Source organism: Promicromonospora sp. NPDC090134, assembly GCF_044746965.1.
In the GTDB taxonomy this organism is placed as follows: Bacteria; Actinomycetota; Actinomycetes; order Actinomycetales; family Cellulomonadaceae; genus Promicromonospora.
The window spans coordinates 1,112,908-1,138,908 of the sequence record NZ_JBIVCZ010000001.1 but is presented as its reverse complement, the minus strand read 5'-3'; the positions used below and the strand labels follow the sequence as shown (position 1 = coordinate 1,138,908).

General features: G+C 66.7%; 30 protein-coding genes. All 30 read right to left on the bottom strand.

What is annotated here, in order from left to right; translation table 11 throughout:
- Window positions 1-34: 34 nt before the first annotated feature.
- Window positions 35-922, bottom strand: a complete 888-nt coding sequence (map, locus tag ACIPN7_RS04965) for a type I methionyl aminopeptidase (protein WP_400538558.1) — start codon at window positions 920-922, stop codon at window positions 35-37.
- A gap of 3 nt (window positions 923-925) precedes the next feature.
- Window positions 926-1,483 (bottom strand): adenylate kinase, encoded by a 558-nt coding sequence (locus ACIPN7_RS04960; protein WP_400539155.1) that lies wholly within the window; start codon window positions 1,481-1,483, stop codon window positions 926-928.
- An 80-nt stretch (window positions 1,484-1,563) separates the two neighbouring features.
- The gene (secY, locus tag ACIPN7_RS04955) at window positions 1,564-2,859 is read right to left on the bottom strand and encodes a preprotein translocase subunit SecY (protein ID WP_400538556.1); all 1,296 of its coding nucleotides are present in this window, start codon (window positions 2,857-2,859) and stop codon (window positions 1,564-1,566) included.
- A gap of 213 nt (window positions 2,860-3,072) precedes the next feature.
- Window positions 3,073-3,525: a 50S ribosomal protein L15 gene (gene rplO / locus ACIPN7_RS04950; RefSeq protein ID WP_285100994.1), complete on the bottom strand. Its 453-nt coding sequence runs from the start codon at window positions 3,523-3,525 to the stop codon at window positions 3,073-3,075.
- A gap of 2 nt (window positions 3,526-3,527) precedes the next feature.
- A complete protein-coding gene (gene rpmD / locus ACIPN7_RS04945) occupies window positions 3,528-3,710 on the bottom strand; it encodes a 50S ribosomal protein L30 (protein ID WP_020016131.1) in 183 nt (60 codons plus the stop codon).
- Window positions 3,710-4,363, bottom strand: a complete 654-nt coding sequence (rpsE, locus tag ACIPN7_RS04940; protein WP_400538552.1) for a 30S ribosomal protein S5 — start codon at window positions 4,361-4,363, stop codon at window positions 3,710-3,712. The genes rpmD and rpsE overlap by 1 nt, the downstream gene beginning before the upstream one ends.
- A gap of 31 nt (window positions 4,364-4,394) precedes the next feature.
- Window positions 4,395-4,766: a 50S ribosomal protein L18 gene (gene rplR, locus ACIPN7_RS04935; RefSeq protein ID WP_400538550.1), complete on the bottom strand. Its 372-nt coding sequence runs from the start codon at window positions 4,764-4,766 to the stop codon at window positions 4,395-4,397.
- A 2-nt stretch (window positions 4,767-4,768) separates the two neighbouring features.
- Window positions 4,769-5,305 (bottom strand): 50S ribosomal protein L6, encoded by a 537-nt coding sequence (rplF, locus tag ACIPN7_RS04930; RefSeq protein WP_400538547.1) that lies wholly within the window; start codon window positions 5,303-5,305, stop codon window positions 4,769-4,771.
- Between the two features lie 21 nt (window positions 5,306-5,326).
- Entirely contained in the window at window positions 5,327-5,725 is a 399-nt protein-coding gene (rpsH, locus tag ACIPN7_RS04925) for a 30S ribosomal protein S8 (RefSeq protein ID WP_400538545.1), read from the bottom strand.
- A gap of 73 nt (window positions 5,726-5,798) precedes the next feature.
- Window positions 5,799-5,984, bottom strand: coding sequence for a type Z 30S ribosomal protein S14 (locus ACIPN7_RS04920; RefSeq protein ID WP_020016126.1), 186 nt, complete (start codon window positions 5,982-5,984; stop codon window positions 5,799-5,801).
- Between the two features lies 1 nt (window position 5,985).
- Complete coding sequence (gene rplE, locus ACIPN7_RS04915) at window positions 5,986-6,558, bottom strand: 50S ribosomal protein L5 (RefSeq protein WP_377230649.1); 573 nt, start codon at window positions 6,556-6,558, stop codon at window positions 5,986-5,988.
- Window positions 6,558-6,899, bottom strand: coding sequence for a 50S ribosomal protein L24 (rplX, locus tag ACIPN7_RS04910; protein WP_182620567.1), 342 nt, complete (start codon window positions 6,897-6,899; stop codon window positions 6,558-6,560). The genes rplE and rplX overlap by 1 nt, the downstream gene beginning before the upstream one ends.
- Window positions 6,900-6,901: 2 nt before the next feature.
- Window positions 6,902-7,270 (bottom strand): 50S ribosomal protein L14, encoded by a 369-nt coding sequence (gene rplN / locus ACIPN7_RS04905; protein ID WP_020016123.1) that lies wholly within the window; start codon window positions 7,268-7,270, stop codon window positions 6,902-6,904.
- A 133-nt stretch (window positions 7,271-7,403) separates the two neighbouring features.
- The gene (rpsQ, locus tag ACIPN7_RS04900; protein ID WP_400538541.1) at window positions 7,404-7,694 is read right to left on the bottom strand and encodes a 30S ribosomal protein S17; all 291 of its coding nucleotides are present in this window, start codon (window positions 7,692-7,694) and stop codon (window positions 7,404-7,406) included.
- A gap of 4 nt (window positions 7,695-7,698) precedes the next feature.
- Window positions 7,699-7,938 (bottom strand): 50S ribosomal protein L29, encoded by a 240-nt coding sequence (rpmC, locus tag ACIPN7_RS04895; RefSeq protein WP_108492296.1) that lies wholly within the window; start codon window positions 7,936-7,938, stop codon window positions 7,699-7,701.
- On the bottom strand, window positions 7,938-8,354 hold the full coding sequence (gene rplP / locus ACIPN7_RS04890; RefSeq protein WP_108492297.1) for a 50S ribosomal protein L16: 417 nt from the start codon (window positions 8,352-8,354) through the stop codon (window positions 7,938-7,940). Before rplP ends, rpmC begins: the two co-directional genes overlap by 1 nt.
- Window positions 8,355-8,356: 2 nt before the next feature.
- On the bottom strand, window positions 8,357-9,193 hold the full coding sequence (gene rpsC / locus ACIPN7_RS04885; RefSeq protein WP_400538538.1) for a 30S ribosomal protein S3: 837 nt from the start codon (window positions 9,191-9,193) through the stop codon (window positions 8,357-8,359).
- Window positions 9,193-9,552: a 50S ribosomal protein L22 gene (gene rplV, locus ACIPN7_RS04880; protein ID WP_108492299.1), complete on the bottom strand. Its 360-nt coding sequence runs from the start codon at window positions 9,550-9,552 to the stop codon at window positions 9,193-9,195. Before rplV ends, rpsC begins: the two co-directional genes overlap by 1 nt.
- A 67-nt stretch (window positions 9,553-9,619) precedes the next feature.
- Window positions 9,620-9,901 carry a 30S ribosomal protein S19 gene (rpsS, locus tag ACIPN7_RS04875; RefSeq protein ID WP_116673590.1) on the bottom strand — a complete coding sequence of 94 codons (282 nt, stop codon included), beginning with the start codon at window positions 9,899-9,901 and terminating at the stop codon, window positions 9,620-9,622.
- A 14-nt stretch (window positions 9,902-9,915) separates the two neighbouring features.
- On the bottom strand, window positions 9,916-10,752 hold the full coding sequence (gene rplB / locus ACIPN7_RS04870) for a 50S ribosomal protein L2 (RefSeq protein WP_020016116.1): 837 nt from the start codon (window positions 10,750-10,752) through the stop codon (window positions 9,916-9,918).
- A 31-nt stretch (window positions 10,753-10,783) separates the two neighbouring features.
- Window positions 10,784-11,086, bottom strand: a complete 303-nt coding sequence (rplW, locus tag ACIPN7_RS04865) for a 50S ribosomal protein L23 (RefSeq protein WP_182620563.1) — start codon at window positions 11,084-11,086, stop codon at window positions 10,784-10,786.
- Window positions 11,083-11,775 carry a 50S ribosomal protein L4 gene (gene rplD / locus ACIPN7_RS04860; RefSeq protein ID WP_400538533.1) on the bottom strand — a complete coding sequence of 231 codons (693 nt, stop codon included), beginning with the start codon at window positions 11,773-11,775 and terminating at the stop codon, window positions 11,083-11,085. Before rplD ends, rplW begins: the two co-directional genes overlap by 4 nt.
- Before the next feature lie 5 nt (window positions 11,776-11,780).
- Window positions 11,781-12,434, bottom strand: a complete 654-nt coding sequence (rplC, locus tag ACIPN7_RS04855) for a 50S ribosomal protein L3 (protein WP_400538530.1) — start codon at window positions 12,432-12,434, stop codon at window positions 11,781-11,783.
- Window positions 12,435-12,448: 14 nt separating this feature from the next.
- The gene (rpsJ, locus tag ACIPN7_RS04850) at window positions 12,449-12,757 is read right to left on the bottom strand and encodes a 30S ribosomal protein S10 (RefSeq protein WP_019146773.1); all 309 of its coding nucleotides are present in this window, start codon (window positions 12,755-12,757) and stop codon (window positions 12,449-12,451) included.
- A gap of 526 nt (window positions 12,758-13,283) precedes the next feature.
- Window positions 13,284-14,480 (bottom strand): elongation factor Tu, encoded by a 1,197-nt coding sequence (gene tuf / locus ACIPN7_RS04845; protein ID WP_285100985.1) that lies wholly within the window; start codon window positions 14,478-14,480, stop codon window positions 13,284-13,286.
- A gap of 122 nt (window positions 14,481-14,602) precedes the next feature.
- Entirely contained in the window at window positions 14,603-16,705 is a 2,103-nt protein-coding gene (gene fusA, locus ACIPN7_RS04840; RefSeq protein WP_400538527.1) for an elongation factor G, read from the bottom strand.
- 95 nt (window positions 16,706-16,800) lie between these two features.
- Window positions 16,801-17,271 carry a 30S ribosomal protein S7 gene (gene rpsG, locus ACIPN7_RS04835; RefSeq protein WP_182620558.1) on the bottom strand — a complete coding sequence of 157 codons (471 nt, stop codon included), beginning with the start codon at window positions 17,269-17,271 and terminating at the stop codon, window positions 16,801-16,803.
- Window positions 17,271-17,645, bottom strand: a complete 375-nt coding sequence (rpsL, locus tag ACIPN7_RS04830; RefSeq protein ID WP_182620557.1) for a 30S ribosomal protein S12 — start codon at window positions 17,643-17,645, stop codon at window positions 17,271-17,273. Before rpsL ends, rpsG begins: the two co-directional genes overlap by 1 nt.
- Before the next feature lie 424 nt (window positions 17,646-18,069).
- Window positions 18,070-21,954, bottom strand: a complete 3,885-nt coding sequence (locus ACIPN7_RS04825; RefSeq protein WP_400538524.1) for a DNA-directed RNA polymerase subunit beta' — start codon at window positions 21,952-21,954, stop codon at window positions 18,070-18,072.
- Window positions 21,955-22,031: 77 nt separating this feature from the next.
- A complete protein-coding gene (gene rpoB / locus ACIPN7_RS04820; protein WP_400538522.1) occupies window positions 22,032-25,544 on the bottom strand; it encodes a DNA-directed RNA polymerase subunit beta in 3,513 nt (1,170 codons plus the stop codon).
- Window positions 25,545-26,001: the final 457 nt, after the last annotated feature.

Below are 26,001 nucleotides of genomic sequence, written 5' to 3'. Positions count from 1 at the left end.
ACTTAAATAGACCCCGGGTGAAAGTCCTCGGGGCTCAGGCGAGCGCGACCGGCCGCACCCCGAAGTCGGCGAGACGCTCCGCTCCCCCGTCGACCGCCGTCAGGACGACGATGCCGTCCTCCGTGATGGCGGTCGAGTGTTCCCAGTGGGCCGCGCGCGAGCCGTCGGTGGTGACCACCGTCCAGTCGTCCGCGAGCACCCTGGTCTCGCCTCCGCCACGACTGATCATCGGCTCGATGGCGAGGCACATCCCGGACCGGAGCCGCGGGCCGGAGCCCGACGTCCGGTAGTTGTGCACGTCCGGGGGCTGGTGCATGGCGCTGCCGATGCCGTGCCCCACGTACTCCTCGACGATGCCGTACTCGGCACCGGTGAGCTCCCCGGCCAGCTCGACGGCGGTCTCGACCGCCTCACCCACGGCGTTCAGCCGCCTGGCCGAGGCCAGCGACGCGATGCCCGCCCACATGGCGGTCTCGGTGGCTCGGACGAGCGCGATGTCCGCGAGATCTGCTCCGGCAGCGACCAGCTCGTCGTCCGGCAGCCGGTGGTCCAGCGCGCCCTCGGCGCCCAGGACGAAGGAGACCGCCGAGTCGCCGTGCCAGCCGTCGACGATCGCGCCGCAGTCGACGGAGACGAGGTCACCCACGGCCAGCACCCGGCTGCCCGGGATGCCGTGGATGACCTCGTCGTTGACCGACGTGCAGATGACCGCCGGGAAGCCCTGGTAGCCCAGGAACGACGGCGTGGCGCCGGCCGCCTCGATCGTGCGGGCGGCGATCGCGTCCAGGTCGGCGGTGGTCAGGCCGGGCCGGGCGGCAGCCCGGACCGTGGCGAGCGTCTCGGCGACCACCAGACCGGCGCGCCTCATGAGGCGCACCTGGTCCGGCGTCTTGTACTCGATCCGCTCCCGGCCGAAGACCACCGCTCAGCCCAGCTGGGTCGCGAGCGAGGCGACGATCCGGTCGGTGACCTCGGCGATCTCGCCGAGGCCGTCGACCTGCACGAGCAGGTTGCGCTCCCGGTAGGCCGACGTGAGCGGGGCCGTCTGCTCCGCGTAGATGTCGAGGCGGCGCGCGATGGCCTCCTCGGTGTCGTCGTCCCGGCCCTCTTCCTGGGCCCGCCGCGCGATGCGGCTCAGGAGCTCCGCACGGTCCGCCGTCAGCTCGATGACGCCGTCCAGCTCCCAGCCGAGGCCGGCGAGGATCTGGTCGAGCTCCGTCACCTGGGCGGCGTTGCGCGGGTACCCGTCGAGGATGAATCCGTCCTTGACGTCCGGCTGGCCGAGACGGTCGCGGACCATCTCGTTGGTGACCTCGTCCGGGACCAGGTCACCCTTGTTCGTGTACTCCTGTGCGAGCTTGCCCAGCTCGGTCTCCCCCGCGATGTTCGTGCGGAAGATGTCGCCCGTGGAGATCGGGACGATCCCGAAGACCTCGGCGAGGCGGGCAGCCTGCGTACCCTTGCCCGCGCCCTGCGGGCCCATGATGACCAGGCGCGTGACCTGACCCTCCTGGTCCGGACGAGCGTGCAGCTCGCGGCGAGAGGTGGTGGTGGGAGTCTGGCTCAACGGAGGAATCCTTCGTAGTGGCGCTGCTGCAGCTGGGAGTCGATCTGCTTGACCGTCTCCAGCCCGACGCCGACCACGATGAGGATCGAGCTACCGCCGAAGGGCAGGTTGGTGCTGACGCCAAGGAAGACGAGCACCAGCGTCGGGATCAGCGCGATCAGCGCGAGGTACAGGGAACCGGCGGAGGTGATCCGGGTGATCACGAAGTCGAGGTACTCCGCCGTGGGGCGGCCGGCACGGATGCCGGGGATGAAGCCGCCGTACTTCTTCATGTTGTCCGCGACCTCGTCCGGGTTGAACGTGATCGACGTGTAGAAGAAGCAGAAGAAGATGATCATCAGCGTGTACACCGCGATGTAGAGCGGCGACGACTGCTGGACCAGGTTGTTGGAGATCCAGATGACCCACTCGGAGCTCTGGTCCCCGAACTGGGCGAGAAGGCCCGGGATGGCGAGGATCGACGCCGCGAAGATCACGGGGATCACGCCGGACATGTTGATCTTGATCGGGATGTACGTGCTGGTACCGCCGTACATGCGGCGGCCTACCATGCGCTTCGCGTACTGCACCGGGATGCGGCGCTGCGACTGCTCGACGAACACCACGAGACCGATCACCAGGACGATGACCAGGATCATGATCGTGAAGTTCACGACGCCGTTGGCGCCACCGGCGATCGACCACAGGGAGGTCGGGAAGCTCGCCGCGATCGACGTGAAGATCAGCAGCGACATGCCGTTGCCGACACCGCGCTCGGTGATCAGCTCGCCGAGCCACATGACCAGGCCCGTACCCGCGGTCATGGTGATGACCATGAAGATCGAGGTGAGGATGGTGTCGTCGACGATCACGTCGAGACCGCAGTTCTGGAAGAGCACGCCCTGGCGCGCCGTCGTGATGACGGTCGTCGACTGCAGGATCGCGAGGGCGATCGTGAGGTAGCGCGTGTACTGGGTCAGCTTGGTCTGGCCCGACTGGCCTTCCTTGTGCAGGGCCTCGAAGCGTGGGATGACCACGCGAAGCAGCTGCACGATGATGCTCGCCGTGATGTACGGCATGATCCCGAGGGCGAAGATCGACAGCTGCAGCAGCGCGCCGCCGCTGAAGACGTTGATGAGGCCGAGCAGCGAGTTGTTGCCCGCCTGGGCGATACATTGCTGCACGTTCGCGTAGTCCACGCCGGGGGTCGGGATGAACGACCCGAGCCGGAAGATCGCCATGATCGCGATCGTGAACAGCAGCTTGCGCCGCAGGTCTGGCGTCCGGAAAGCCCGGCCGAAAGCGCTGAGCACCCTATCCTCCTGGCCCGCCGTTGCGGGATCTAGTGTCGCCGGCTGGACGCCGGCGAGGTGAGTCGAACGTGGGCCAGACCACAACGGTGCAGCCAGACCGTGTCGGATTCTACGTTGCTTACGGGGTCCGGTGGACCACGTTCGCTCCGGGAAATACTCAAGAGAGCACACAGGGCCGGCCGCGCTCACGCGCCGCCGGCCCTGTCAGCTGTCTCAGGCCTCCGAGACCGAACCGCCGGCCGCCAGGATCTTCTCCTTGGCGGACGTCGAGACGCGGTCGACCGCGATCTCGAGCTTGACGGTGATCTCACCGTTGCCGAGCACCTTCACGGGCTCGCCCTTGCGGACGGCGCCCTTCGCGACCAGGTCCTCGACGGTGACGGAGCCACCCTCGGGGAACAGCGCGGAAAGCTTGTCCAGGTTCACGACCTGGTACTCGACCCGGAACGGGTTCTTGAACCCACGCAGCTTCGGAAGGCGCATGTGCAGAGGCATCTGCCCACCCTCGAAGCCCGCGGGCACCTGGTAACGAGCCTTCGTACCCTTGGTACCACGACCCGCCGTCTTACCCTTCGAGCCCTCACCGCGACCCACACGGGTCTTCGCGGTCTTGGCGCCGGGGGCAGGACGGAGGTGGTGGACCTTCAGCGGCTTGTTCTCCGCCATGATCACTCGACCTCCTCGACGGCGACGAGGTGCGCCACCGTCTTGACCATGCCACGGATCTCCGCGCGGTCCTCCTTCACGGCGGTGTCGCCGATCCGCTTGAGGCCGAGCGTCCGCAGCGTGTCACGCTGGTTCTGCTTGCCGCCGATGGCGGACTTGGTCTGAGTCACCTTGAGTCGAGCCATCACGCACCCGCCTTTGCAGTCGACTCGGCACGACCCGCGGCCTGCGCGCGGAGCAGCGCGGCCGGGGCCACGTCCTCCAGCGGGAGCCCACGACGAGCGGCAACAGCGGCCGGCTCCTCGAGACCCTGCAGGGCCGCGACCGTGGCGTGCACGATGTTGATCGCGTTGGACGAACCGAGCGACTTGCTCAGCACGTCGTGGATACCGGCGCACTCCAGCACGGCGCGGACCGGACCACCGGCGATCACACCGGTACCCGGCGACGCCGGACGCAGGAACACGACGCCGGCAGCAGCCTCACCCTGGATGGGGTGCGGGATGGTGCCCTGGATGCGAGGGACGCGGAAGAAGCTCTTCTTCGCCTCCTCGACGCCCTTGGCGATCGCCGCGGGCACCTCCTTGGCCTTGCCGTAGCCGACGCCGACGGTGCCGTCGCCATCGCCCACCACGACGAGCGCGGTGAAGCTGAAGCGACGGCCGCCCTTGACGACCTTGGAGACGCGGTTGATGGAGACGACCTTCTCGACGAAGGCGCTCTTCTCCTCGCGCGCCCCGCGGCGGTCGTCGCGACGGCCGCCGCCACGGCGGTCGTTACGGTCCTTGTTCTCGGTGGCGGCACCCTGGGGGGCGCCGCTGCGCTGCCCTGCAGCCATCAGAGAGTCCTCTTCTTCCGTGCGTTGGTCATCACAGGGCCAGACCGCCCTCGCGGGCGCCGTCAGCCACTGCAGCGACGCGACCGTGGTACTTGTTGCCGCCGCGGTCGAACACGACGGTGTCGACGCCGACAGCCTTGGCACGCTCGGCGACAAGCTCGCCGATCTTGCGGGCCTTGGCCGTCTTGTCGCCGTCGAACGCACGCAGGTCGGCCTCGAGGGTCGACGCCGAGGCGACGGTCTTGCCCACGCTGTCGTCCACGATCTGCGCCACCATGTGGCGCGCGGAGCGGGTGACGACCAGACGGGGGCGAACGGCGGTGCCGGTGATCTTCTTGCGCAGGCGCAGGTGACGACGCTGGCGAGCGACGGCCTTGCCCTTGCCCAGGATCTTGATAGCCATCGTCACTTACCAGCCTTTCCGACCTTGCGGCGGACGTTCTCGCCGGCGTAGCGCACGCCCTTGCCCTTGTAGGGCTCGGGCTTGCGGATCTTGCGAATGTTCGCTGCGACCTCGCCGACCTGCTGCTTGTCGATGCCCGCGACCGAGAACTTGGTGGGGCTCTCGACGGCGAACGTGACACCCGCGGGGGGTTCGATGACAACGGGGTGGCTGAAGCCCAGCGCGAACTCGAGGCTCGAGCCCTTCGCCACGACGCGGTAACCAGTACCGACGATCTCGAGCTTCTTCTCGTAGCCCTCGGTGACACCGATGATCATGTTGGCGATCAGGGTGCGGGTGAGGCCGTGCAGCGCACGGGAGTTCCGCTCGTCGTCCGGGCGGGACACCACGAGCTGGGCGTCCTCCTGAGCGACATTGATGGGTGCGGGCACATTGTGCTCGAGAGAACCCTTGGGGCCCTTCACGGTCACGAGCGCGCCGCTGACAGTGATGTCCACGCCGGCTGGGACCGGAACGGGAAGCTTGCCGATTCGAGACATTGGCGTTTTCTCCTTTCCGGATTACCAGACGTAGGCGAGGACTTCGCCGCCGACGCCCTTGGCCTGTGCCTGTCGGTCGGTCAGCAGGCCGGAGGACGTGGACAGGATCGCCACGCCCAGGCCGCCGAGGACCTTGGGCAGTTCGGTGGACTTGCGGTAGACGCGCAGGCCGGGCTTGGAGATCCGGCGCACACCCACGAGGGCGCGCTCCCGGTTCTGGCCGTACTTCAGCTCGAGCGTGAGGGACTTGCCCACCTGGGCGTCCTCCACGGACCAGCCGGTGATGTAGCCCTCGGCCTGCAGGATCTCAGCGATGTGCGTCTTCAGCTTCGACGACGGCATGGTGACCGTGTCGTGGTGTGCCGAGTTCGCGTTACGCAGACGGGTCAGCATGTCTGCGATCGGGTCGGTCATAGTCATCGGGCTCTTGCCCTTCCTCGCCGGGGTATCCGAACGGCCTCGTGTGGCCGGACAGACCTACGGCGTAGTTGTGTTACCAGCTGCTCTTGGTGACGCCGGGAAGCTCGCCGCGGTGGGCCATCTCCCGCACGCAGATGCGGCACAGGCCGAACTTGCGGTAGACGGAGTGCGGACGACCGCACTTCTGGCACCGGGTGTAGGCGCGAACCGCGAACTTCGGCTTGCCGGCCGCCTTGTTGATCAGGGCCTTCTTCGCCATGTCAGTTCTCCTTGAAGGGGAAGCCGAGACGGCGCAGCAGGGAGCGGCCCTCGTCGTCGGTCGTCGCCGTCGTCACGACCGTGATGTCCATACCGCGGACCCGGTCGATCTTGTCCTGGTCGATCTCGTGGAACATCGACTGCTCCGTGAGACCGAAGGTGTAGTTGCCGTGCCCGTCGAACTGCTTGGGCGACAGACCGCGGAAGTCGCGGATACGCGGCAGCGCGGTGGACAGCAGGCGGTCGAGGAACTCCCACATGCGGTCGCCGCGGAGCGTGACGTGCGCACCGATCGGCATGCCCTCGCGCAGCTTGAACTGAGCGATGGACTTACGAGCCTTGGTGACCTGCGGCTTCTGACCGGTGATCGCCGAGAGGTCGCGGATGGCGCCCTCGATGAGCTTCGAGTCCTTGGCCGCGTCGCCGACACCCATGTTCACGACGATCTTCGTGAGACCGCCGGCCTGGTGCGGGTTCTTGTGGCCGAACTCCTCGATCAGCGCCGAGAGGATCTCCTCGCGGTACTTCTGCTTGAGGCGCGGCTGGGCCGGGGCCTCGATGGTCGTCTCGGTCATCAGATGTCCTTCCCGGAGCGCTTCGCGACGCGGATCCGGACGGTCTTGTTACGGCCGTCCCGCTCCACCTGCTCGAGGCGGTACCCGACGCGGGTACCCTTCTTGGTCTCCGGGTCGACGATCATCACGTTGCTCACGTGGATCGGCGCCTCGACCGTCTCGATGCCACCGGTGCGGGTGCCGCGCTGCGACTGGCCCACCTTGGTGTGCTTCGTGACGCGCTGGACGCCCTCGACCACGAGGCGGTCGGAGTCCTTGAGGACCTCGAGCACGCGGCCGGTCTTGCCCTTGTCGCGACCCGAGATCACGATGACCTGGTCGCCCTTCTTGATCTTCGCCATGGTCAGAGCACCTCCGGAGCCAGCGAGATGATCTTCATGAACCGCTTGTCGCGCAGCTCGCGGCCCACCGGGCCGAAGATGCGCGTGCCGCGAGGCTCACCGTCGTTCTTCAGGATGACGGCGGCGTTCTCGTCGAACTTGATGTAGGAACCGTCGGGACGACGGCGCTCCTTGGCGGTCCGGACGACGACGGCCTTGATGACGTCGCCCTTCTTCACGTTGCCGCCCGGGATCGCATCCTTGACGGTGGCGACGATGGTGTCGCCGATTCCGGCGTAGCGACGGCCGGAGCCACCGAGAACGCGGATGCAGAGAATCTCCTTGGCACCCGTGTTGTCGGCGACCCGAAGTCGCGACTCCTGCTGGATCATTTGAGTGAACTCCTGTCGTCGAACTGGTTCTCGCGCGGACTGGTTCCGGCGAGCCTGGTCGAACGGATAGTTGCTGTGCTGGGGGCGCCACGCGTACGTGTGTCACGCACCGCCCCCAGCGGGAAGAGAAGCCTTACTTGGCCTTCTCGAGGATCTCCACGAGCCGGAACCGCTTGGTAGCGGACAGCGGGCGGGTCTCCATGATCAGAACGAGGTCGCCGATGCCGGCGCTGTTCTGCTCGTCGTGCACCTTGACCTTGGTGGTGCGACGGATGACCTTGGCGTAGAGCGGGTGCTTCACCCGGTCCTCGACCTCGATCACGATGGTCTTGTCCATCTTGTCGCTCACCACGTAGCCGCGGCGCACCTTACGCGTCGCGCGCTGGGCCTCGGCGGCCTCAGCAGCAGTCGTGTTGTCGCTCATTGCCTCACTCACTCACGCTCGGAGCCGTACGGATGCCGAGCTCGCGCTCACGCAGGATCGTGTAGATCCGGGCGATGTCGCGACGCACGGCCTTGAGGCGACCGTGGCTCTCGAGCTGGCCGGTCGCCGACTGGAAGCGGAGGTTGAAGAGCTCCTCCTTGGCTTCCTTCAGCTTGGCGACGAGAGCCTCGTCGTCCATGCCGTCCAGATCGATCGGGGCGAGCCCCTGGGTACCGATAGCCATCAGACACCACCCTCGCGCACCACGAAACGGCACTTCATCGGGAGCTTGTGCATCGCGCGGCGCATGGCCTCACGTGCAAGGGACTCGTCGACACCGGCCAGCTCGAAAAGGATGCGGCCCGGCTTGACGTTGGCGACCCACCACTCCGGCGAACCCTTACCGGAACCCATGCGGGTCTCGGCAGGCTTCTTCGTCAGCGGACGGTCGGGGTAGATGTTGATCCACACCTTGCCGCCACGCTTGATGTGGCGAGTCATTGCGATACGCGCCGCCTCGATCTGGCGGTTGGTGACGTACGCCGGCTCCAGAGCCTGGATGCCGAAGTCGCCGAACGCGATCTGGGTACCACCCTTGGCGGCGCCGGAGCGCGACGGGTGGTGCTGCTTGCGGTGCTTGACCCTGCGCGGGATCAGCATGGTCAGGCCTCCGTTCCGGTCTCTGCGGCCGGAGCGGCCGGTGCCTCGGCCGCCGGGGCGGACTCGGCGCTGCGCTCGGCCGGACGCTCGTTGCGACGACCGCCACGACGGTCTCCGCCGCGCTCGCCACGCTCAGGGCGGTCGCCCCGGCCACGGCCCTGACGGGGCGCGGCTGCAGCCTGCTGAGCGGCGAACTCCTTCTCGGTGGTCTCGCCCTTGTAGATCCACACCTTCACGCCGATACGGCCGAAGGTGGTGCGGGCCTCGTAGAAGCCGTAGTCGATGTACGCACGGAGCGTGTGCAGGGGCACGCGGCCCTCGCGGTAGAACTCCGAACGGCTCATCTCGGCGCCGCCGAGGCGGCCGGCGACCTGCACGCGGATGCCCTTCGCACCGGCACGCTGGGCGGACTGCATGCCCTTGCGCATCGCGCGACGGAACGAGACACGGCTGGCGAGCTGCTCGGCAATGCCCTGAGCAACGAGCTGCGCGTCGATCTCCGCGTTCTTGACCTCGAGGATGTTGAGCTGGACCTGCTTGCCCGTGAGCTTCTCGAGCTCACCGCGGATGCGGTCTGCCTCAGCACCCCGACGGCCGATGACGATGCCCGGACGCGCCGTGTGGATGTCCACGCGGACGCGGTCGCGGGTGCGCTCGATCTCGACCTTGGAGATGCCGGCACGCTCGAGGCCGGTGCCCATGAGCTTGCGGATCTGCACGTCCTCACGGACGTAGTCGCGGTACCGCTGACCAGGCTTGGTGCTGTCGGCGAACCAACGCGACCGGTGGTCGGTGGTGATACCGAGGCGGTACCCGTGCGGGTGAACCTTCTGTCCCACTATCGGGCCCCTTCCTTGTCAGCGAGCACCACGGTGATGTGGCTGGTGCGCTTGAGAATGCGCGTTGCACGTCCCTGAGCCCGCGGGCGGAAACGCTTGAGCGTCGGCCCCTCGTCCACGAGCGCGACGGAGACGAACAGGTCGCCCTCGTCGAAGCGCTCGCTCGCGCGGTCGGCCTTCACCCGAGCGTTGGCGATCGCGCTCTCCACAACCTTGCGGATCGGCTCGCTGGCGGCCTGCGGTGCGAACTTCAGCACCGCGACGGCCTCAGAGGCCTGCTTGCCACGGATGAGGTCCACGACGCGCCGGGCCTTCTGGGGCGTGACACGGACGAACCGCGCCTGCGCCTTGGCTTCCATTGCTGTCCTGCTTCCTTTTCTCAGACAGTCCAGGTCATCACTGCTGTGGTGAGGAGAACCCCACGCCTCAGCGGCGACGACCCTTCCTGTCGTCCTTCACGTGGCCGCGGAAGGTCCGCGTGGGAGCGAACTCGCCGAGCTTGTGGCCGACCATCGCCTCGGTCACGAAGACCGGGACGTGCTTGCGACCGTCGTGCACGGCAAAGGTGTGACCGAGAAAGTCGGGCGTGACGACCGACCGACGGGACCAGGTCTTGATGACAGTCTTGGTCCCCTTCTCGTTCTGGACGTCCACCTTCTTCTGGAGGTGTCCGTCTACGAAGGGGCCCTTCTTCAGGCTACGAGGCATGTTTCAGGCTCCTATCAGCGCTTCTTGCCGGTACGACGGCGACGGACGATCATCCGGTCGCTCGACTTGTTCGGACGGCGGGTACGACCCTCGGCCTGGCCCCAAGGGCTGACCGGGTGGCGTCCACCGGACGTCTTTCCTTCACCACCACCGTGGGGGTGGTCCACCGGGTTCATGGCGACACCGCGGACGGTCGGGCGCTTGCCCTTCCACCGCATACGGCCGGCCTTGCCCCAGTTGATGTTCGACTGCTCGGCGTTACCGACCTCGCCGACCGTCGCGCGGCAGCGCAGGTCGACGTTGCGGATCTCGCCGGACGGCATGCGCAGCTGCGCGTACGGGCCGTCCTTGGCAACGAGCTGCACCGACGCACCAGCCGAACGGGCGATCTTCGCACCGCCGCCGGGCCGAAGCTCGATGGCGTGGATGACCGTACCGGTCGGGATGTTGCGCAGCGGCAGGTTGTTGCCGGGCTTGATGTCGGCGCCTGCACCGGCCTCGATGCGGTCGCCCTGCGACAGCTTGTTCGGCGCGATGATGTAGCGCTTCTCGCCATCCGCGTAGTGCAGGAGCGCGATGCGAGCCGTGCGGTTGGGGTCGTACTCGATGTGAGCGACCTTCGCAGGCACGCCGTCCTTGTCGTGACGACGGAAGTCGATGACGCGGTAGGCGCGCTTGTGGCCGCCACCCTTGTGCCGCGTCGTGATTCGACCGGTGTTGTTACGGCCACCGGTCTTGCTCAGCGGCCGGATCAGAGACTTCTCCGGCTGCGAGCGCGTGACCTCGACGAAGTCGGCGACGCTGGAGCCGCGGCGGCCGGGCGTCGTCGGCTTGTACTTACGGATTCCCATGGAAACCTGTCCTCAATCGTCTCTCGTCAGCTCAGCCGACCGGACCGCCGAAGATGTCGATCGTTCCCTCGCGGAGGGTAACGATCGCACGCTTCGTGTCCTTACGCTTGCCGAGGCCGAAACGCGTGCGACGCGTCTTGCCCTTGCGGTTGATCGTGTTCACCGAGGCGACCTTGACGCTGAAGACCTTCTCGATCGCGATCTTGATCTCGGTCTTGTTGGCGCTCGGGTCCACGATGAAGGTGTACTTGCCCTCGTCGAGAAGGTTGTAGCTCTTCTCGGAGACGACCGGCGCGAGCAGGATGTCGCGCGGGTCCTTCACGGTGACGGTCACTTGGCGGTCTCCTCAGCGGTATCGGCCTCGGACTCCGTGGCGACAGCCTTCGCACCCTTGACCGGGCCCTCGAGGAAAGCGGCGAGCGCACCCTCGGTGAAGATGACGTCGTCGGAGACGAGCACGTCGTAGGTGTTCAGCTGGTCGGCGACCAGGAGGTGCACCTCGGGCACGTTGCGAAGCGACTTGACCGTGGCCTCGTCGTCACGCTGCGTCACGACGAGCACGTGCTCGCGTCCAGACAGCGTCTTGATCGTGGCGAGCGCCGTCTTGGTCGACGGAACACCGTCGATGCCGAAGCCGGCGACGACGTGCACGCGACCGGCACGGGCGCGGTCGGAGAGCGCACCGCGGAGGGCGGCGGCCTTCATCTTCTTCGGGGTGCGCTGGTCGTACTTGCGCGGCTGCGGGCCGTGGACGATGCCACCACCGGCGAACTGCGGGGCGCGCGTCGAACCCTGGCGGGCGCGACCGGTGCCCTTCTGCTTGTACGGCTTGCGGCCACCACCACGGACCTCGCCACGAGTCTTCGTGGAGGCCGTGCCCTGGCGAGCGGCTGCGCGCTGCGCAACGACCACCTGGTGGATCAGCGGAATGTTCACGGCGACGTCGAACACCTCAGCGGGGAGCTCGGCAGTGCCGGACTTCTTGCCCTTGGCGTCCAGGACGTCGACAGTCAGAGCGGTCATCGGGTTCACGCTCCCTTCGCGGCGTTACGCACGAGGACGACGCCACCCTTGGGGCCGGGAACCGCGCCCTTGACGAGCAGCAGACCCTTCTCGACGTCGACCGCGTGAACGGTCAGGTTCTGGGTGGTCTGGCGGTCGTTACCCATCCGACCGGCCATCCGCACGCCCTTGAAGACTCGCGACGGCGTCGAGGCGCCACCGATCGAGCCCGGCTTGCGGTGGTTGCGGTGCGCACCGTGCGAGGCGCCCACGCCGGAGAAGCCGTGACGCTTCATCACACCGGCGGTGCCCTTGCCCTTGGTGGTACCGACGACGTCGACCAGGGCGCCGGCCTCGAAGGCCTCGGCGGTGATCTCCTGGCCGAGCGTGAACTCGCCGGCGTTCTCGGTGCGGATCTCGGCCACGTGACGACGCGGCGTGACGCCGGCCTTCTCGAAGTGGCCCTTGAGGGGCTTGGTGACCTTACGGGGGTCGACCTGGCCGGCCGCGAGCTGAACAGCCGCGTAGCCGTCGGTGTCCACCGTGCGGATCTGGGTCACCACGTTGGTGCCCACGGAGACCACGGTCACCGGCACGAGGCGGCCTGCCTCGTCCCAGAGCTGGGTCATACCAAGCTTCGTACCGAGCAACGCGGTCACGTTCTTCTGCTGGTTGGTCATGATGTCCTCCAGCCTCAGAGCTTGATCTCGATGTTCACGTCCGCCGGCAGGTCGAGTCGCATGAGCGAGTCGACGGCCTTGGGCGTGGGATCGATGATGTCGATGAGCCGCTTGTGCGTACGCATCTCGAAGTGCTCGCGGCTGTCCTTGTACTTGTGAGGCGACCGGATCACAACGAAGACGTTCTTCTCCGTCGGCAGCGGCACCGGACCCACGACCGTCGCACCAGCGCGAGTGACCGTGTCGACGATCTTGCGCGCCGAACTGTCGATCACCTCGTGGTCGTAGGACTTGAGCCGGATGCGGATCTTCTGTCCCGCCATGGCGTCGTCTGACTCTCTCTCTCGAACCGCTACTGTCCGACCCACGCACTCGGGCGTGTCGCTTAAAGCGGCACAGCCGGGCGCAGAACACCATTGCTGGTGCCGGGGCCGTTGGGAAGTGATCTGACCCAGCTCTACAGCCGGACCGACCACGACGTTTGCCGAGCCTGCTCGGAACAGTGCCTTCGGAGATCCGAAGGATGTGTGCTCCGCGGGGCGCCCTGTCCACATCGAACAGCTAGCAACAAACCCCGCGACCCCTCACCCGGTTTCTCCCCGGGAGGGTGACCGCTCCAGCCTCTGTTGACCCCGGACGAGCCGGGACCAAGGACTGCGGTTCTGCACACTGTTCGATACTTGAAAGAGCACGCCTGTGACAGGCAACTATGCAATCTTGCCATACGTCTCCGCATGTACCAAACGGAGGACGTGTGACACGGACTACTTACGCGATGGGGCCCGGACGCCGAAGCGCCCAGGCCCCATCGTTCAGCTGACTTCCGTCAGATGAGTCCGTGCTCCAGGATCACTTGAGGATCTTGGTGACGCGGCCCGATCCGACCGTGCGGCCACCCTCGCGGATGGCGAAGCCCAGGCCCTCCTCCATGGCGATCGGCTGGATCAGCTCGACCGACATCTCGGTGTTGTCGCCGGGCATGACCATCTCGGTGCCCTCGGGCAGCGTGATGACGCCGGTGACGTCCGTGGTGCGGAAGTAGAACTGCGGGCGGTAGTTCGAGTAGAACGGGTTGTGACGGCCACCCTCGTCCTTGCCCAGGATGTAGACCTGCGCCTCGAAGTTCGTGTGCGGGGTGATGGAACCCGGCTTCACGACGACCTGGCCACGCTCGACGTCCTCGCGCTTGATGCCACGCAGGAGGAGACCGGTGTTGTCGCCGGCCTGCGCCTGGTCCATCTGCTTGTGGAACGTCTCGATGCCCGTGACGGTGGTCTTCTGCGGAACGCGGATACCCACGATCTCGACATCGGAGTTGATGTCCAGGGTTCCACGCTCGACCTTGCCGGTGACGACGGTGCCACGACCGGTGATCGTGAAGACGTCCTCGATCGGCATGAGGAACGGCTTGTCGAGGTCGCGCTCCGGCTCCGGAACGTTCTCGTCGACGGCGTCCATCAGCTCGACGATCTTCTCGACCCACTCCGGGTCGCCCTCGAGAGCCTTGAGGCCCGAGACGCGAACGACCGGCGCGTTGTCGCCGTCGAACTCCTGCGACGACAGCAGCTCGCGGACCTCCATCTCGACGAGCTCGAGGATCTCCTCGTCGTCGACCATGTCGGACTTGTTGAGCGCGACGAGCAGGTAGGGCACGCCGACCTGACGGGCGAGCAGCACGTGCTCACGCGTCTGGGCCATCGGGCCGTCGGTCGCCGCGACCACCAGGATCGCGCCGTCCATCTGGGCGGCACCGGTGATCATGTTCTTGATGTAGTCGGCGTGACCCGGGGCGTCGACGTGCGCGTAGTGGCGCTTCGGCGTCTCGTACTCGATGTGCGCGATGTTGATCGTGATACCGCGCTGCTTCTCCTCCGGCGCGGCGTCGATCTCGTCGAAGTTGCGCTGCGTGTTCGCCGGGAGCTCCGGGTACTTGTCCGCAAGCGTCTTCGAGATCGCGGCGGTCAGCGTCGTCTTACCGTGGTCGACGTGACCGATCGTGCCGATGTTGACGTGCGGCTTGGTCCGCTCGAACTTGGCCTTAGCCACTGGGGTCCTCCTGGGACTTGGGTAGATGTTCCGAACGTTGCAGATGTCCGGCCAAGAAGCCTACAACTGCGGGGCGTGCGGTTTTTCCTACAGGTTGGTTGTGCGGGTCGACCTGTGGGGACTCACTCGCCCCGGGTCTTCTTGATGATCTCTTCGGCAACCGCCTTGGGAACCTCGGCGTAGCTGTCGAACTGCATCGAGTACACCGCGCGACCCTGGGTCTTCGACCGGAGGTCACCGATGTAACCGAACATCTCGCTGAGCGGCACCTGGGCGCGAACGACCTTCACACCGGTCGCGTCCTCCATGGACTGGATCATGCCACGTCGAGAGTTGATGTCGCCGATCACGTCGCCCATGTACTCCTCGGGCGTACGCACCTCGACGGCCATGACCGGCTCGAGCAGGACAGGGTCGGCGCGCTTGACGCCTTCCTTGAAGACCATCGAACCGGCAATCTTGAACGCCATCTCCGAGGAGTCGACGTCGTGGTACGCACCGTCGATCAGCGTCGCCTTCACGCCGACGACGGGGAAGCCCGCCAGCACACCCTGCTGCATGGCCGACTGGATACCGGCGTCGACCGACGGGATGTACTCGCGCGGGATGCGGCCACCGGTGACGGCGTTCTCGAACTCGTAGAGCTCGCCCTCAGCCGTCTCCAGCGGCGCGAAGGTCACCTGGACCTTGGCGAACTGGCCGGAACCACCCGTCTGCTTCTTGTGCGTGTAGTCGATCTTCTCCGCCGTGCGACGGATCGTCTCGCGGTACGCGACCTGCGGCTTGCCGACGTTCGCCTCGACCTTGAACTCGCGACGCATGCGGTCGACGAGGATGTCGAGGTGGAGCTCGCCCATACCGCCGATGACGGTCTGGCCGGTCTCCTCGTCCAGCTTCACGCGGAAGGTCGGGTCCTCCTGCGCGAGCTTCTGGATCGCGGTCGACAGCTTCTCCTGGTCGGCCTTCGTCTTCGGCTCGATCGCCACGTCGATGACGGGCTCCGGGAAGCTCATCGACTCGAGGATGACCTGGTTCTGCGGGTCCGACAGGGTGTCACCGGTGGTGACGTCCTTGAGCCCGATGAACGCGTAGATGTGACCGGCGTGCGCCTCTTCGACCGGGTTCTCCTTGTTGGAGTGCATCTGGAAGAGCTTTCCGATGCGCTCCTTCTTGCCCTTGGTCGAGTTCTGCACCTGGGCGCCCTGCGCGACCTTGCCCGAGTACACGCGGACGTAGGTCAGCTTGCCGAAGAACGGGTGCGTGGCGACCTTGAAGGCGAGAGCCGAGAACGGCTCCGACTCCTCAGGGCGACGCTCGATGATCTTCTCGGCGTCCTTGACGTCGTGGCCCTGGACGGCCGGCACGTCGAGCGGCGACGGGAGGTAGTCGATGACGGCGTCGAGCATGGGCTGCACGCCCTTGTTCTTGAACGCCGAGCCGCACAGGACCGGGAAGGCCGCGGAGGTGATGACGAGCTTGCGGATGCCGCTCTTGATCTCGGGGATCGTGAGCTCCTCGCCACCGAGGAACTTCTCGAGCAGCTCGTCGTCCGCCTCGGCGACGGCCTCGATGAGCTGGGCGCGGTACTGCTCCGCCTTCTCCTGGAGATCGGCCGGGATCTCCTCGACCTCGTACTCCTCGCCCATCTTGGTGTCGCCGCGCCACGTCAGCGCCTTCATCTCGATGAGGTCGACGACGCCCTCGAAGTCGTTCTCAGCACCGATCGGGAGCTGGATGACGAGCGGCTTCGCCTTGAGGCGGTTGATGATCGTGTCGACGGTGAAGTAGAAGTCCGCGCCGAGCTTGTCCATCTTGTTGACGAAGCAGATGCGGGGGACGTCGTACTTGTCCGCCTGGCGCCACACCGTCTCGGACTGGGGCTCGACACCCTCCTTGCCGTCGAACACGGCAACCGCGCCGTCGAGCACGCGGAGCGACCGCTCCACCTCGACCGTGAAGTCGACGTGGCCCGGCGTGTCGATGATGTTGATCTGGTTGTTCTTCCAGTAGCAGGTCGTCGCGGCGGACGTGATCGTGATGCCGCGCTCCTGCTCCTGCTCCATCCAGTCCATCGTCGACGCACCGTCGTGCGTCTCACCGATCTTGTAGTTCACACCCGTGTAGAACAGGATGCGCTCGGTCGTCGTCGTCTTTCCGGCATCGATGTGGGCCATGATGCCGATGTTGCGGACCTTGTTCAGGTCGGTCAGCACGTCGAGTGCCACGGTGTCTTACCCCTTGGTCTGAAGGTGGGCTTGGGGGCCGGCGGTTATGCATCCACCGACGGCCCCGGGGGTGACCCGGGGCCGCTCGGAAGCTACTACCAGCGGTAGTGCGCGAAGGCCTTGTTGGAGTCGGCCATCTTGTGCATGTCCTCGCGGCGCTTGACCGCGGCACCGAGACCGTTCGACGCGTCGAGGATCTCGTTCATGAGACGCTCCGTCATCGTCTTCTCGCGGCGAGCGCGGGAGAAGTCGGTGAGCCAGCGCAGCGCGAGCGTGGTGGCGCGCGTCGGGCGCACGTCGACCGGCACCTGGTAGGTGGCGCCACCGACGCGGCGGGAGCGAACCTCGAGCGCCGGGCGAACGTTGTCGAGCGCTCGCTTGAGCACCACGACGGGGTCGCCGTCAGTCTTGGACCGAACACCCTCGAGGGCGCCGTAGACGATCGCCTCGGCGGTCGACTTCTTGCCGTCGAGCAGGACCTTGTTGATCAGCTGCGTGACAACGGGGGACCCGTAGACCGGGTCGACGATGAGCGGCCGCTTCGGGGCCGGACCCTTACGAGGCATTAGCTCTTCTCCTTCTTGGCGCCGTAACGAGACCGAGCCTGCTTGCGGCCCTTGACGCCCTGCGTGTCGAGCGCGCCACGGACGATCTTGTAACGAACACCGGGAAGGTCCTTCACACGGCCGCCACGCACGAGCACGATCGAGTGCTCCTGGAGGTTGTGGCCGACACCGGGGATGTACGCGGTGACCTCGACCTGCGAGGAGAGCTTCACACGGGCGACCTTGCGGAGGGCCGAGTTCGGCTTCTTGGGGGTGGTGGTGTACACACGGGTGCACACGCCGCGCCGCTGGGGGGAACCCTTGAGGGCCGGAGTCTTCGACTTCACGGCCTTCGAGGTCCGCCCCTTGCGGACGAGCTGCTGGATCGTAGGCACTACGTCTCCGTCGTCTTCTTGAGCTTCGGCGACGCCCTGCCGGCGTCCCCGTCAATGGTTCTGGCTTGTGCGTGCCGATCGCATGCGGCACCCACAGCCCCAGACAGGGACTGCTACGCCACGTACCACCGGCTCGATGGCCCGGCTCCACCATCGGGGCACGACGTGCCCCGGAGGATCTCGCCGGGATGCCCACGCACTCACATCGGCCGCTTCCGAAGCTGCCTCGCGGCGGCCTTCAAGAGGTGCGGCCCGACGGCGCAGGCACGGATTCCTAGGTTACCCGCGTGTCTACGGGGGGTCAAAACGAATCGGGTGTGAGATGCACCCGAAAACCGCCAAGTAGAGCGCCTGCCCGGCCCTCGCACGGGACGAACCCGTGCGGAGCAGGACAGGCGCTCTATCTGACGGTCAGAGGATCAGGTCAGCGGAAGTCGCCGAGGTCCAGGTCCTCCAGCGGGATCGCCTCGCCCGAACCCATACCGAGGGTCGGGAAGTCGATCTCGTCGTAGCCGAAGCTCGGGTAGAGCTCGGCCTTGGCCTGCTCGGTGGGCTCGACCTCGACGTTGCGGTAACGGGGCAGACCCGTACCGGCCGGGATGAGCTTACCGATGATGACGTTCTCCTTGAGGCCCAGCAGCGGGTCACGGCGACCGCTCATCGACGCCTCGGTGAGCACCCGGGTGGTCTCCTGGAAGGAGGCCGCCGAGAGCCACGAGTCGGTGGCGAGCGAGGCCTTCGTGATACCCATCAGCTCCGGACGGCCGGCGGCCGGCTGGCCACCCTCCGACACGGCCTTGCGGTTCGCGTCCTCGAAGCGCATGCGCTCCGCGAGCTCACCCGGCAGCAGCTGCGAGTCACCCGAGTCGAGCACGGTCACGCGACGCAGCATCTGCCGCACGATGACCTCGATGTGCTTGTCGTGGATGTCCACGCCCTGGCTGCGGTAGGTCTCCTGGACCTGATCCACCAGGTGCGTCTGCGTGGCACGCGGGCCGAGGATGCGCAGCACCTTCTTCGGGTCGACGGCACCCTGCACGAGCTGGGTACCGACCGTCACGTGGTCGCCGTCCGCGATCTTCAGACGGGCACGCTTGGTGACCGGGTACTTGATCTCCTCGCCACCGTCGTCCGGCGTCAGCACGAGGTGACGCGTCCGCTCGGTGTCCTCGATCGTCACACGACCCGTGTACTCCGCGATGGGCGCCTCACCCTTGGGGGTGCGGGCCTCGAAGAGCTCGGTGACACGCGGCAGACCCTGCGTGATGTCCTCGGCGGCAGCCACACCACCGGTGTGGAAGGTACGCATCGTCAGCTGCGTGCCCGGCTCACCGATCGACTGCGCCGCGATGATGCCGACGGCCTCGCCGATGTCCACGAGCAGACCCGTGGCCAGCGACCGGCCGTAGCACTTGGCGCAGGTACCGACGCGGGACTCGCACGTCAGGACCGAACGGACCTTGACGCTCTCGATGCCCGCGGCGATGACCTTGTCGATGATGACGTCGCCGGCGTCCGACCCGGCGGTCGCAATGACGTTGCCGTCGGCGTCCACCACGTCGGTCGCGAAGGTACGCGAGTAGATGCTGGTCTCGACGCGGTCGTCCGGGACGAGCGAGCCGTCCGCGAGCTTCTCCGCGACCGGCAGCGTGAGGCCACGCTCGGTGCCGCAGTCCTCCTCGCGGATGATGACGTCCTGCGAGACGTCCACCAGACGACGGGTCAGGTAACCCGAGTCCGCCGTACGGAGGGCCGTGTCGGCCAGACCCTTACGGGCACCGTGCGTCGCGATGAAGTACTCGAGGACGGACAGGCCCTCACGGTAGTTGGACTTGATCGGACGAGGGATGATCTCGCCCTTCGGGTTCGCCACGAGGCCGCGCATACCGGCGATCTGACGGACCTGCATCCAGTTACCACGGGCGCCCGAACCCACCATGCGCATCACGGTGTTCCGCGCGTTGCTCTCGAGGTTCACCCGCATGGCCGACGCGACCTTGTCGGTCGCCTGGGTCCAGATCTCGATGAGCTCCTGACGGCGCTCGTCGTCGGTGATCAGACCCTTGTCGAACTGCTGCTGGACCTTGAGGGCACGGGCCTCGTGCTCGTCGAGGATCTCGCCCTTGACGGTCGGCGCCGCGACGTCCGAGATGGCGATCGTGACGCCGGAACGCGTGGCCCACCGGTAGCCGGCGTCCTTCAGCGCGTCCAGCGCCGCGGCCACCTCGACCTTCGGGTAGCGCTCGGCGAGGTCGTTGACGATCGTCGAGAGGCGCTTCTTGTCGGCGATCCCGTTCTCGTACGGGTAGTCGACGGGCAGCGTCTCGTTGAACAGGTACCGGCCGAGCGTGGTGTCGAACAGCAGCTGCTGACCCTGCTCCCAGCCCTCGGGCGCCTCGAAGTCCTTCAGCGGCGGCACCAGGTCGGACATCCGCAGCTTGATCTGCGCGTTGATGTCCAGCTCGCCCCGGTCGAAGGCCATGATGGCCTCGGCCACGGAGCCGAACGCACGGCCCTCGCCCACGGCGCCCGGACGGTCGCTCGTGAGGTGGTGCAGACCGATGATCATGTCCTGCGAGGGCATGGTCACCGGACGGCCGTCCGACGGCTTGAGGATGTTGTTGCTCGAGAGCATGAGGATGCGGGCCTCGGCCTGCGCCTCGGCGCTCAGGGGCAGGTGCACGGCCATCTGGTCACCGTCGAAGTCGGCGTTGAACGCGCCGCAGACGAGCGGGTGCAGGTGGATGGCCTTGCCCTCGACGAGCTGCGGCTCGAACGCCTGGATACCCAGGCGGTGCAGCGTCGGCGCACGGTTCAGGAGCACCGGGTGCTCCGTGATGACCTCTTCGAGCACGTCCCAGACCACGGGGCGGGTGCGCTCGACCATGCGCTTGGCGCTCTTGATGTTCTGCGCGTGGTTCAGCTCCACGAGCCGCTTCATGACGAACGGCTTGAACAGCTCGAGCGCCATCTGCTTGGGCAGACCGCACTGGTGCAGCTTGAGCTGCGGGCCGACCACGATGACCGAACGGCCCGAGTAGTCGACGCGCTTGCCGAGCAGGTTCTGCCGGAATCGACCCTGCTTGCCCTTGAGCATGTCGGAGATCGACTTCAGCGGACGGTTGCCGGGGCCCGTCACCGGGCGACCACGACGGCCGTTGTCGAACAGCGAGTCGACGGCCTCCTGGAGCATCCGCTTCTCGTTGTTCACGATGATCTCGGGCGCACCGAGGTCCAACAGCCGCTTGAGGCGGTTGTTGCGGTTGATCACGCGGCGGTACAGGTCGTTCAGGTCCGACGTCGCGAACCGGCCACCGTCGAGCTGCACCATGGGGCGCAGGTCCGGCGGGATGACCGGGACGGCGTCGAGCACCATCGCCGTGGGCGAGTTGGTGGTCGTCAGGAACGCGTTCACGACCTTGAGGCGCTTGAGCGCACGGGTCTTGCGCTGACCCTTGCCCGAGCGGATGGTCTCGCGCAGCGACTCGGCCTCGGCGTCCAGGTCGAAGTTCTGCAGGCGCTGCTGGATCGCGTTCGCGCCCATCGCACCCTCGAAGTAGGTGCCGTAGCGGTCCTGGAGCTGGCGGTACAGCATCTCGTCGCCCTCGAGGTCGGCGACCTTGAGGTTCTTGAACCGGTCCCAGACCTGCTCGAGGCGGTCCAGCTCCTGGTCCGCGCGCTTGCGCAGCTGAGCCATCTCGCGCTCGGCGGAGTCACGCACCTTGCGGCGCGCGTCGGCCTTGGCACCCTCGGCCTCGAGCTCGGCCAGGTCGGCCTCGAGCTTCTGGGCGCGGGTGTTGATGTCGTTGTCCCGGCGGTCGGAGATCTCCTTCTTCTCGAGATCGATCTCGTTCTGCAGGTTGGGCAGGTCCTCCTGGCGGGCCTCGTCGTCGACCGACGTGATCATGTAGGCCGCGAAGTAGATGACCTTCTCCAGGTCCTTCGGAGCCAGGTCCAGGAGGTAGCCCAGGCGGGACGGCACACCCTTGAAGAACCAGATGTGCGTGACGGGGGCGGCCAGCTCGATGTGGCCCATGCGCTCACGGCGCACCTTGGAACGCGTGACCTCCACACCACAGCGCTCGCAGATGATGCCCTTGAAGCGCACGCGCTTGTACTTGCCGCAGTAGCACTCCCAGTCGCGGGTCGGACCGAAGATCTTCTCGCAGAAGAGCCCGTCCTTCTCCGGCTTGAGGGTGCGGTAGTTGATGGTCTCTGGCTTCTTGACCTCACCGTGCGACCAGGCACGGATGTCCTCGGCCGTGGCGAGGCCGATACGCAGCTCGTCGAAGACGTTGACGTCGAGCAAGATGTCCTACTTCCTGAAGTTCTCGAAAATCCTCGGGGTGTCCAGGCCCGCGCCCGGTGCACGGGCGCGGCCTGGTATCAGATCTCGTCGACGCTGGAGGCGGCGTTGGGCCGCCGCGAGAGGTCGATGCCGAGCTCCTCAGCGGCGCGGTACACCTCGTCGTCGGACTCCTTCATCTCGATGGAGACACCGTCGCTCGAGAGCACCTCGACGTTCAGGCACAGCGACTGCATCTCCTTGAGAAGCACCTTGAAGGACTCCGGGATACCCGAGTCGGGGATGTTCTCGCCCTTGACGATCGCCTCGTAGACCTTGACGCGGCCCGGGACGTCGTCGGACTTGATGGTGAGCAGCTCCTGGAGCGTGTACGCGGCGCCGTACGCCTCGAGAGCCCAGACCTCCATCTCACCGAAACGCTGACCACCGAACTGCGCCTTACCACCCAGCGGCTGCTGCGTGATCATCGAGTACGGACCGGTCGAGCGCGCGTGGATCTTGTCGTCGACCAGGTGGTGCAGCTTCAGGATGTACATGTAGCCGGTGGAGACGGGCTCCGGGAACGGCTCGCCGGAGCGGCCGTCGAAGAGCTGCGCCTTGCCGTCCTGGTTGACCATGCGCTGACCGTCACGGTTCGGCAGGGTCGCACCGAAGAGACCGCGCAGGGCGACCTCCTCCAGACCGTCGAACACCGGGGTGGCGACGGGGCGGCTCGGCTCGCTCTTGTGGGCGACCTCGGGAAGGCTCTCCAGCCAGTCCCCGCCCTTGTCCTCCGCGAGGGAGACGTCCCAGCCCTGCTTGGCGATCCACCCGAGGTGGGTCTCCAGCACCTGGCCGACGTTCATGCGGCCCGGCACACCCAGCGGGTTCAGGATGACGTCGACCGGCGTGCCGTCCTCGAGGAACGGCATGTCCTCCTGCGGGAGGATCTTCGAGATGACGCCCTTGTTGCCGTGGCGGCCGGCCAGCTTGTCACCGACGGTGATCTTGCGGCGCTGCGCGATGTAGACGCGCACCAGCTGGTTCACGCCGGCGGGCAGCTCGTCGCCGTCCTCCCGGTTGAACTCGCGCACCGCGATGACCGTGCCCTGCTCGCCGTGGGGCACCTTGAGCGAGGTGTCGCGCACCTCGCGAGCCTTCTCGCCGAAGATCGCGCGCAGCAGGCGCTCCTCCGGGGTCAGCTCGGTCTCACCCTTGGGGGTGACCTTGCCGACCAGGATGTCGCCGGCGCCGACCTCGGCACCGATCCGGATCACGCCGCGCTCGTCGAGGTCCGCGAGGACCTCCTCCGAGACGTTGGGGATGTCCCGCGTGATCTCCTCGGGGCCCAGCTTGGTGTCGCGGGCGTCGACCTCGTGCTCCTCGATGTGGATCGAGGAGAGGACGTCGTCCTCCACGAGGCGCTGCGACAGGATGATCGCGTCCTCGTAGTTGTGACCCTCCCACGACATGAACGCGACCAGCAGGTTGCGGCCGAGCGCGAGCTCGCCCTCGTCCGTCGCCGGGCCGTCCGCGAGCACGGAGCCGACCTCGACCCGCGCACCCTCGTCGACCAGCACACGCTGGTTGTAGCTCGTGCCCTGGTTGGAGCGCACGAACTTGTGCACGCGGTACGAGCCCGTCGTGCCGTCGTCGTTCGCCACGAGCACCAGGTCGGCCGAGACCTCGGTGACCACACCGGGCTTGGTCGCCACGATGACGTCGCCGGCGTCGACCGCCGCACGGCGCTCCATGCCGGTACCGACCACGGGGGCCTCGGACCGCACCAGCGGCACGGCCTGACGCTGCATGTTCGCACCCATGAGGGCGCGGTTGGCGTCGTCGTGCTCGAGGAACGGGATCAGGGCCGTCGCGACCGACACCATCTGGCGCGGCGAGATGTCCATGTAGTCGACCTCGGCGCCCGGGATGTCGTTGGTCTCGCCACCCTTCGTGCGGACCAGGACGCGGTCGAGGACGAACGTGCCGTCCTCGAGCAGCGGCGTGTTGGCCTGCGCGATGATGTAGCGGTCCTCGTCATCGGCCGTCAGGTAGTCGATCTGGTCGGTGACCTTGCCGTCGACGATCTTCCGGTATGGCGTCTCGATGAAGCCGAACGGGTTGATGCGACCGAACGACGCCAGCGAGCCGATCAGACCGATGTTCGGACCCTCAGGGGTCTCGATCGGGCACATGCGGCCGTAGTGCGACGGGTGGACGTCACGGACCTCCATGCCGGCGCGGTCACGGGACAGACCACCCGGGCCCAGCGCGTTCAGACGACGCTTGTGCGTCAGACCGGCCAACGGGTTGTTCTGGTCCATGAACTGCGACAGCTGCGAGGTGCCGAAGAACTCACGGATCGACGCGACGACCGGACGGATGTTGATCAGCGTCTGCGGCGTGATGGCCTCGACGTCCTGCGTGGTCATGCGCTCGCGAACCACGCGCTCCATGCGGGACAGGCCCGTGCGCACCTGGTTCTGGATGAGCTCACCCACGGCGCGGATGCGGCGGTTGCCGAAGTGGTCGATGTCGTCGGTCTCGACGCGCACCTCGACGGCCTGGCCGTTGCGGACGCCGTCCATGGTGGTCTTGTCCGCGTGCAGCGACGCCAGGTACTTGATCGTGTGGACCACGTCGGTCAGCGACAGCGTGGACTCGGCCAGCTCCGCGTCGACACCGAGCTTCTTGTTCGCCTTGTAGCGGCCGACCTTCGCGAGGTCGTAGCGCTTCGGGTTGAAGTAGAAGTTCTCGAGCAGCGCACGACCGGCCTCGACCGTCGGCGGCTCACCCGGGCGGATCTTGCGGTACAGGTCGACCAGGGCCTCGTCCTCGGTGTGGACGTGGTCCTTCTCGAGCGTGTCGAGCACGGACGGGAAGTCCGCGAACTGCTCGCGGATCTCCGACTCGGTCATGCCGAGGGCCTTGAGCAGCACCGTGACGGACTGCTTGCGCTTGCGGTCGACACGCACGCCGACGGCGTCGCGCTTGTCGATCTCGAACTCGAGCCACGCACCGCGCGAGGGGATGATCTTCGCGGAGAAGACGTCCTTGTCGCTGGTCTTGTCCGGGGTGCGCTCGAAGTACACGCCCGGGGAACGCACCAGCTGCGAGACGACGACGCGCTCGGTGCCGTTGATGATGAAGGTGCCGCGGGCGGTCATGAGCGGGAAGTCGCCCATGAAGACCGTCTGGCTCTTGATCTCACCGGTGGTGTAGTTGACGAACTCCGCGGTGACGAACAGCGGGGCCGCGTAGGTGAAGTCCTTCTCCTTGCACTCGTCCGCCGTGTACTTCGGCGGCTCGAAGCGGTGGTTCGAGAAGGAGAGAGACATCGAGGAGCCGAAGTCCTCGATCGGGGAGATCTCCTCGAAGATCTCTTCCAGTCCGGAGGTTTCCGGGACATCATTACGACCAGCCGCCTTGGCAGTTTCTACCCTGCCCTGCCAGGCTGGGTTACCAAGGAGCCAGTCGAAGCTCTCGGTCTGCAGGCCAAGCAGGTCGGGGACCTCGAGTGGCTCATAGATCTTTGCGAAGGAAACGCGACGGGAAGCGGTACGGTTCGCAATGGCTTCGGCGGACGGAGCTGAAGGGGTGCGCGAGGCAGCCAAGAGGGGTCCTTCCCTGCAGTTCGGGTGAACGCTGTACGCTCTGCGGTGCTGCAGGATGCTCTGCCGGATTCACCGGTCACCGGTAGGCATCCCCTGAGTGGGGATGCGACCAGGACTTTCGGGAAGCAGGGGGAGGCGTCGAGGGCACACGCGGGCGCAAAGCGCTAGCATACCTATCTGGTTCTAGTATGTCCAGTCGCCCTAGGTCCTGCACGTCGAGACTGTCGGAATCCTCGAATCGTTGCGTATCCGCACTGCCGCGGCGTGGCGGCTGGACGAGGCGGCACGCAGCGGTTCAACGGGTGGGCCGAGGGTGATATTCCCGCCTGACCTCGGCGGACGGACCCACGCACGCGAGAGGCCCGCACCCCGAAGGGTGCGGGCCTCTGCAGTCGGCGGGCGGTCTCCCGGGACGAGCCCGGGCGGCCGTCACACCAGCCCGAAGGCGGTGATGCCT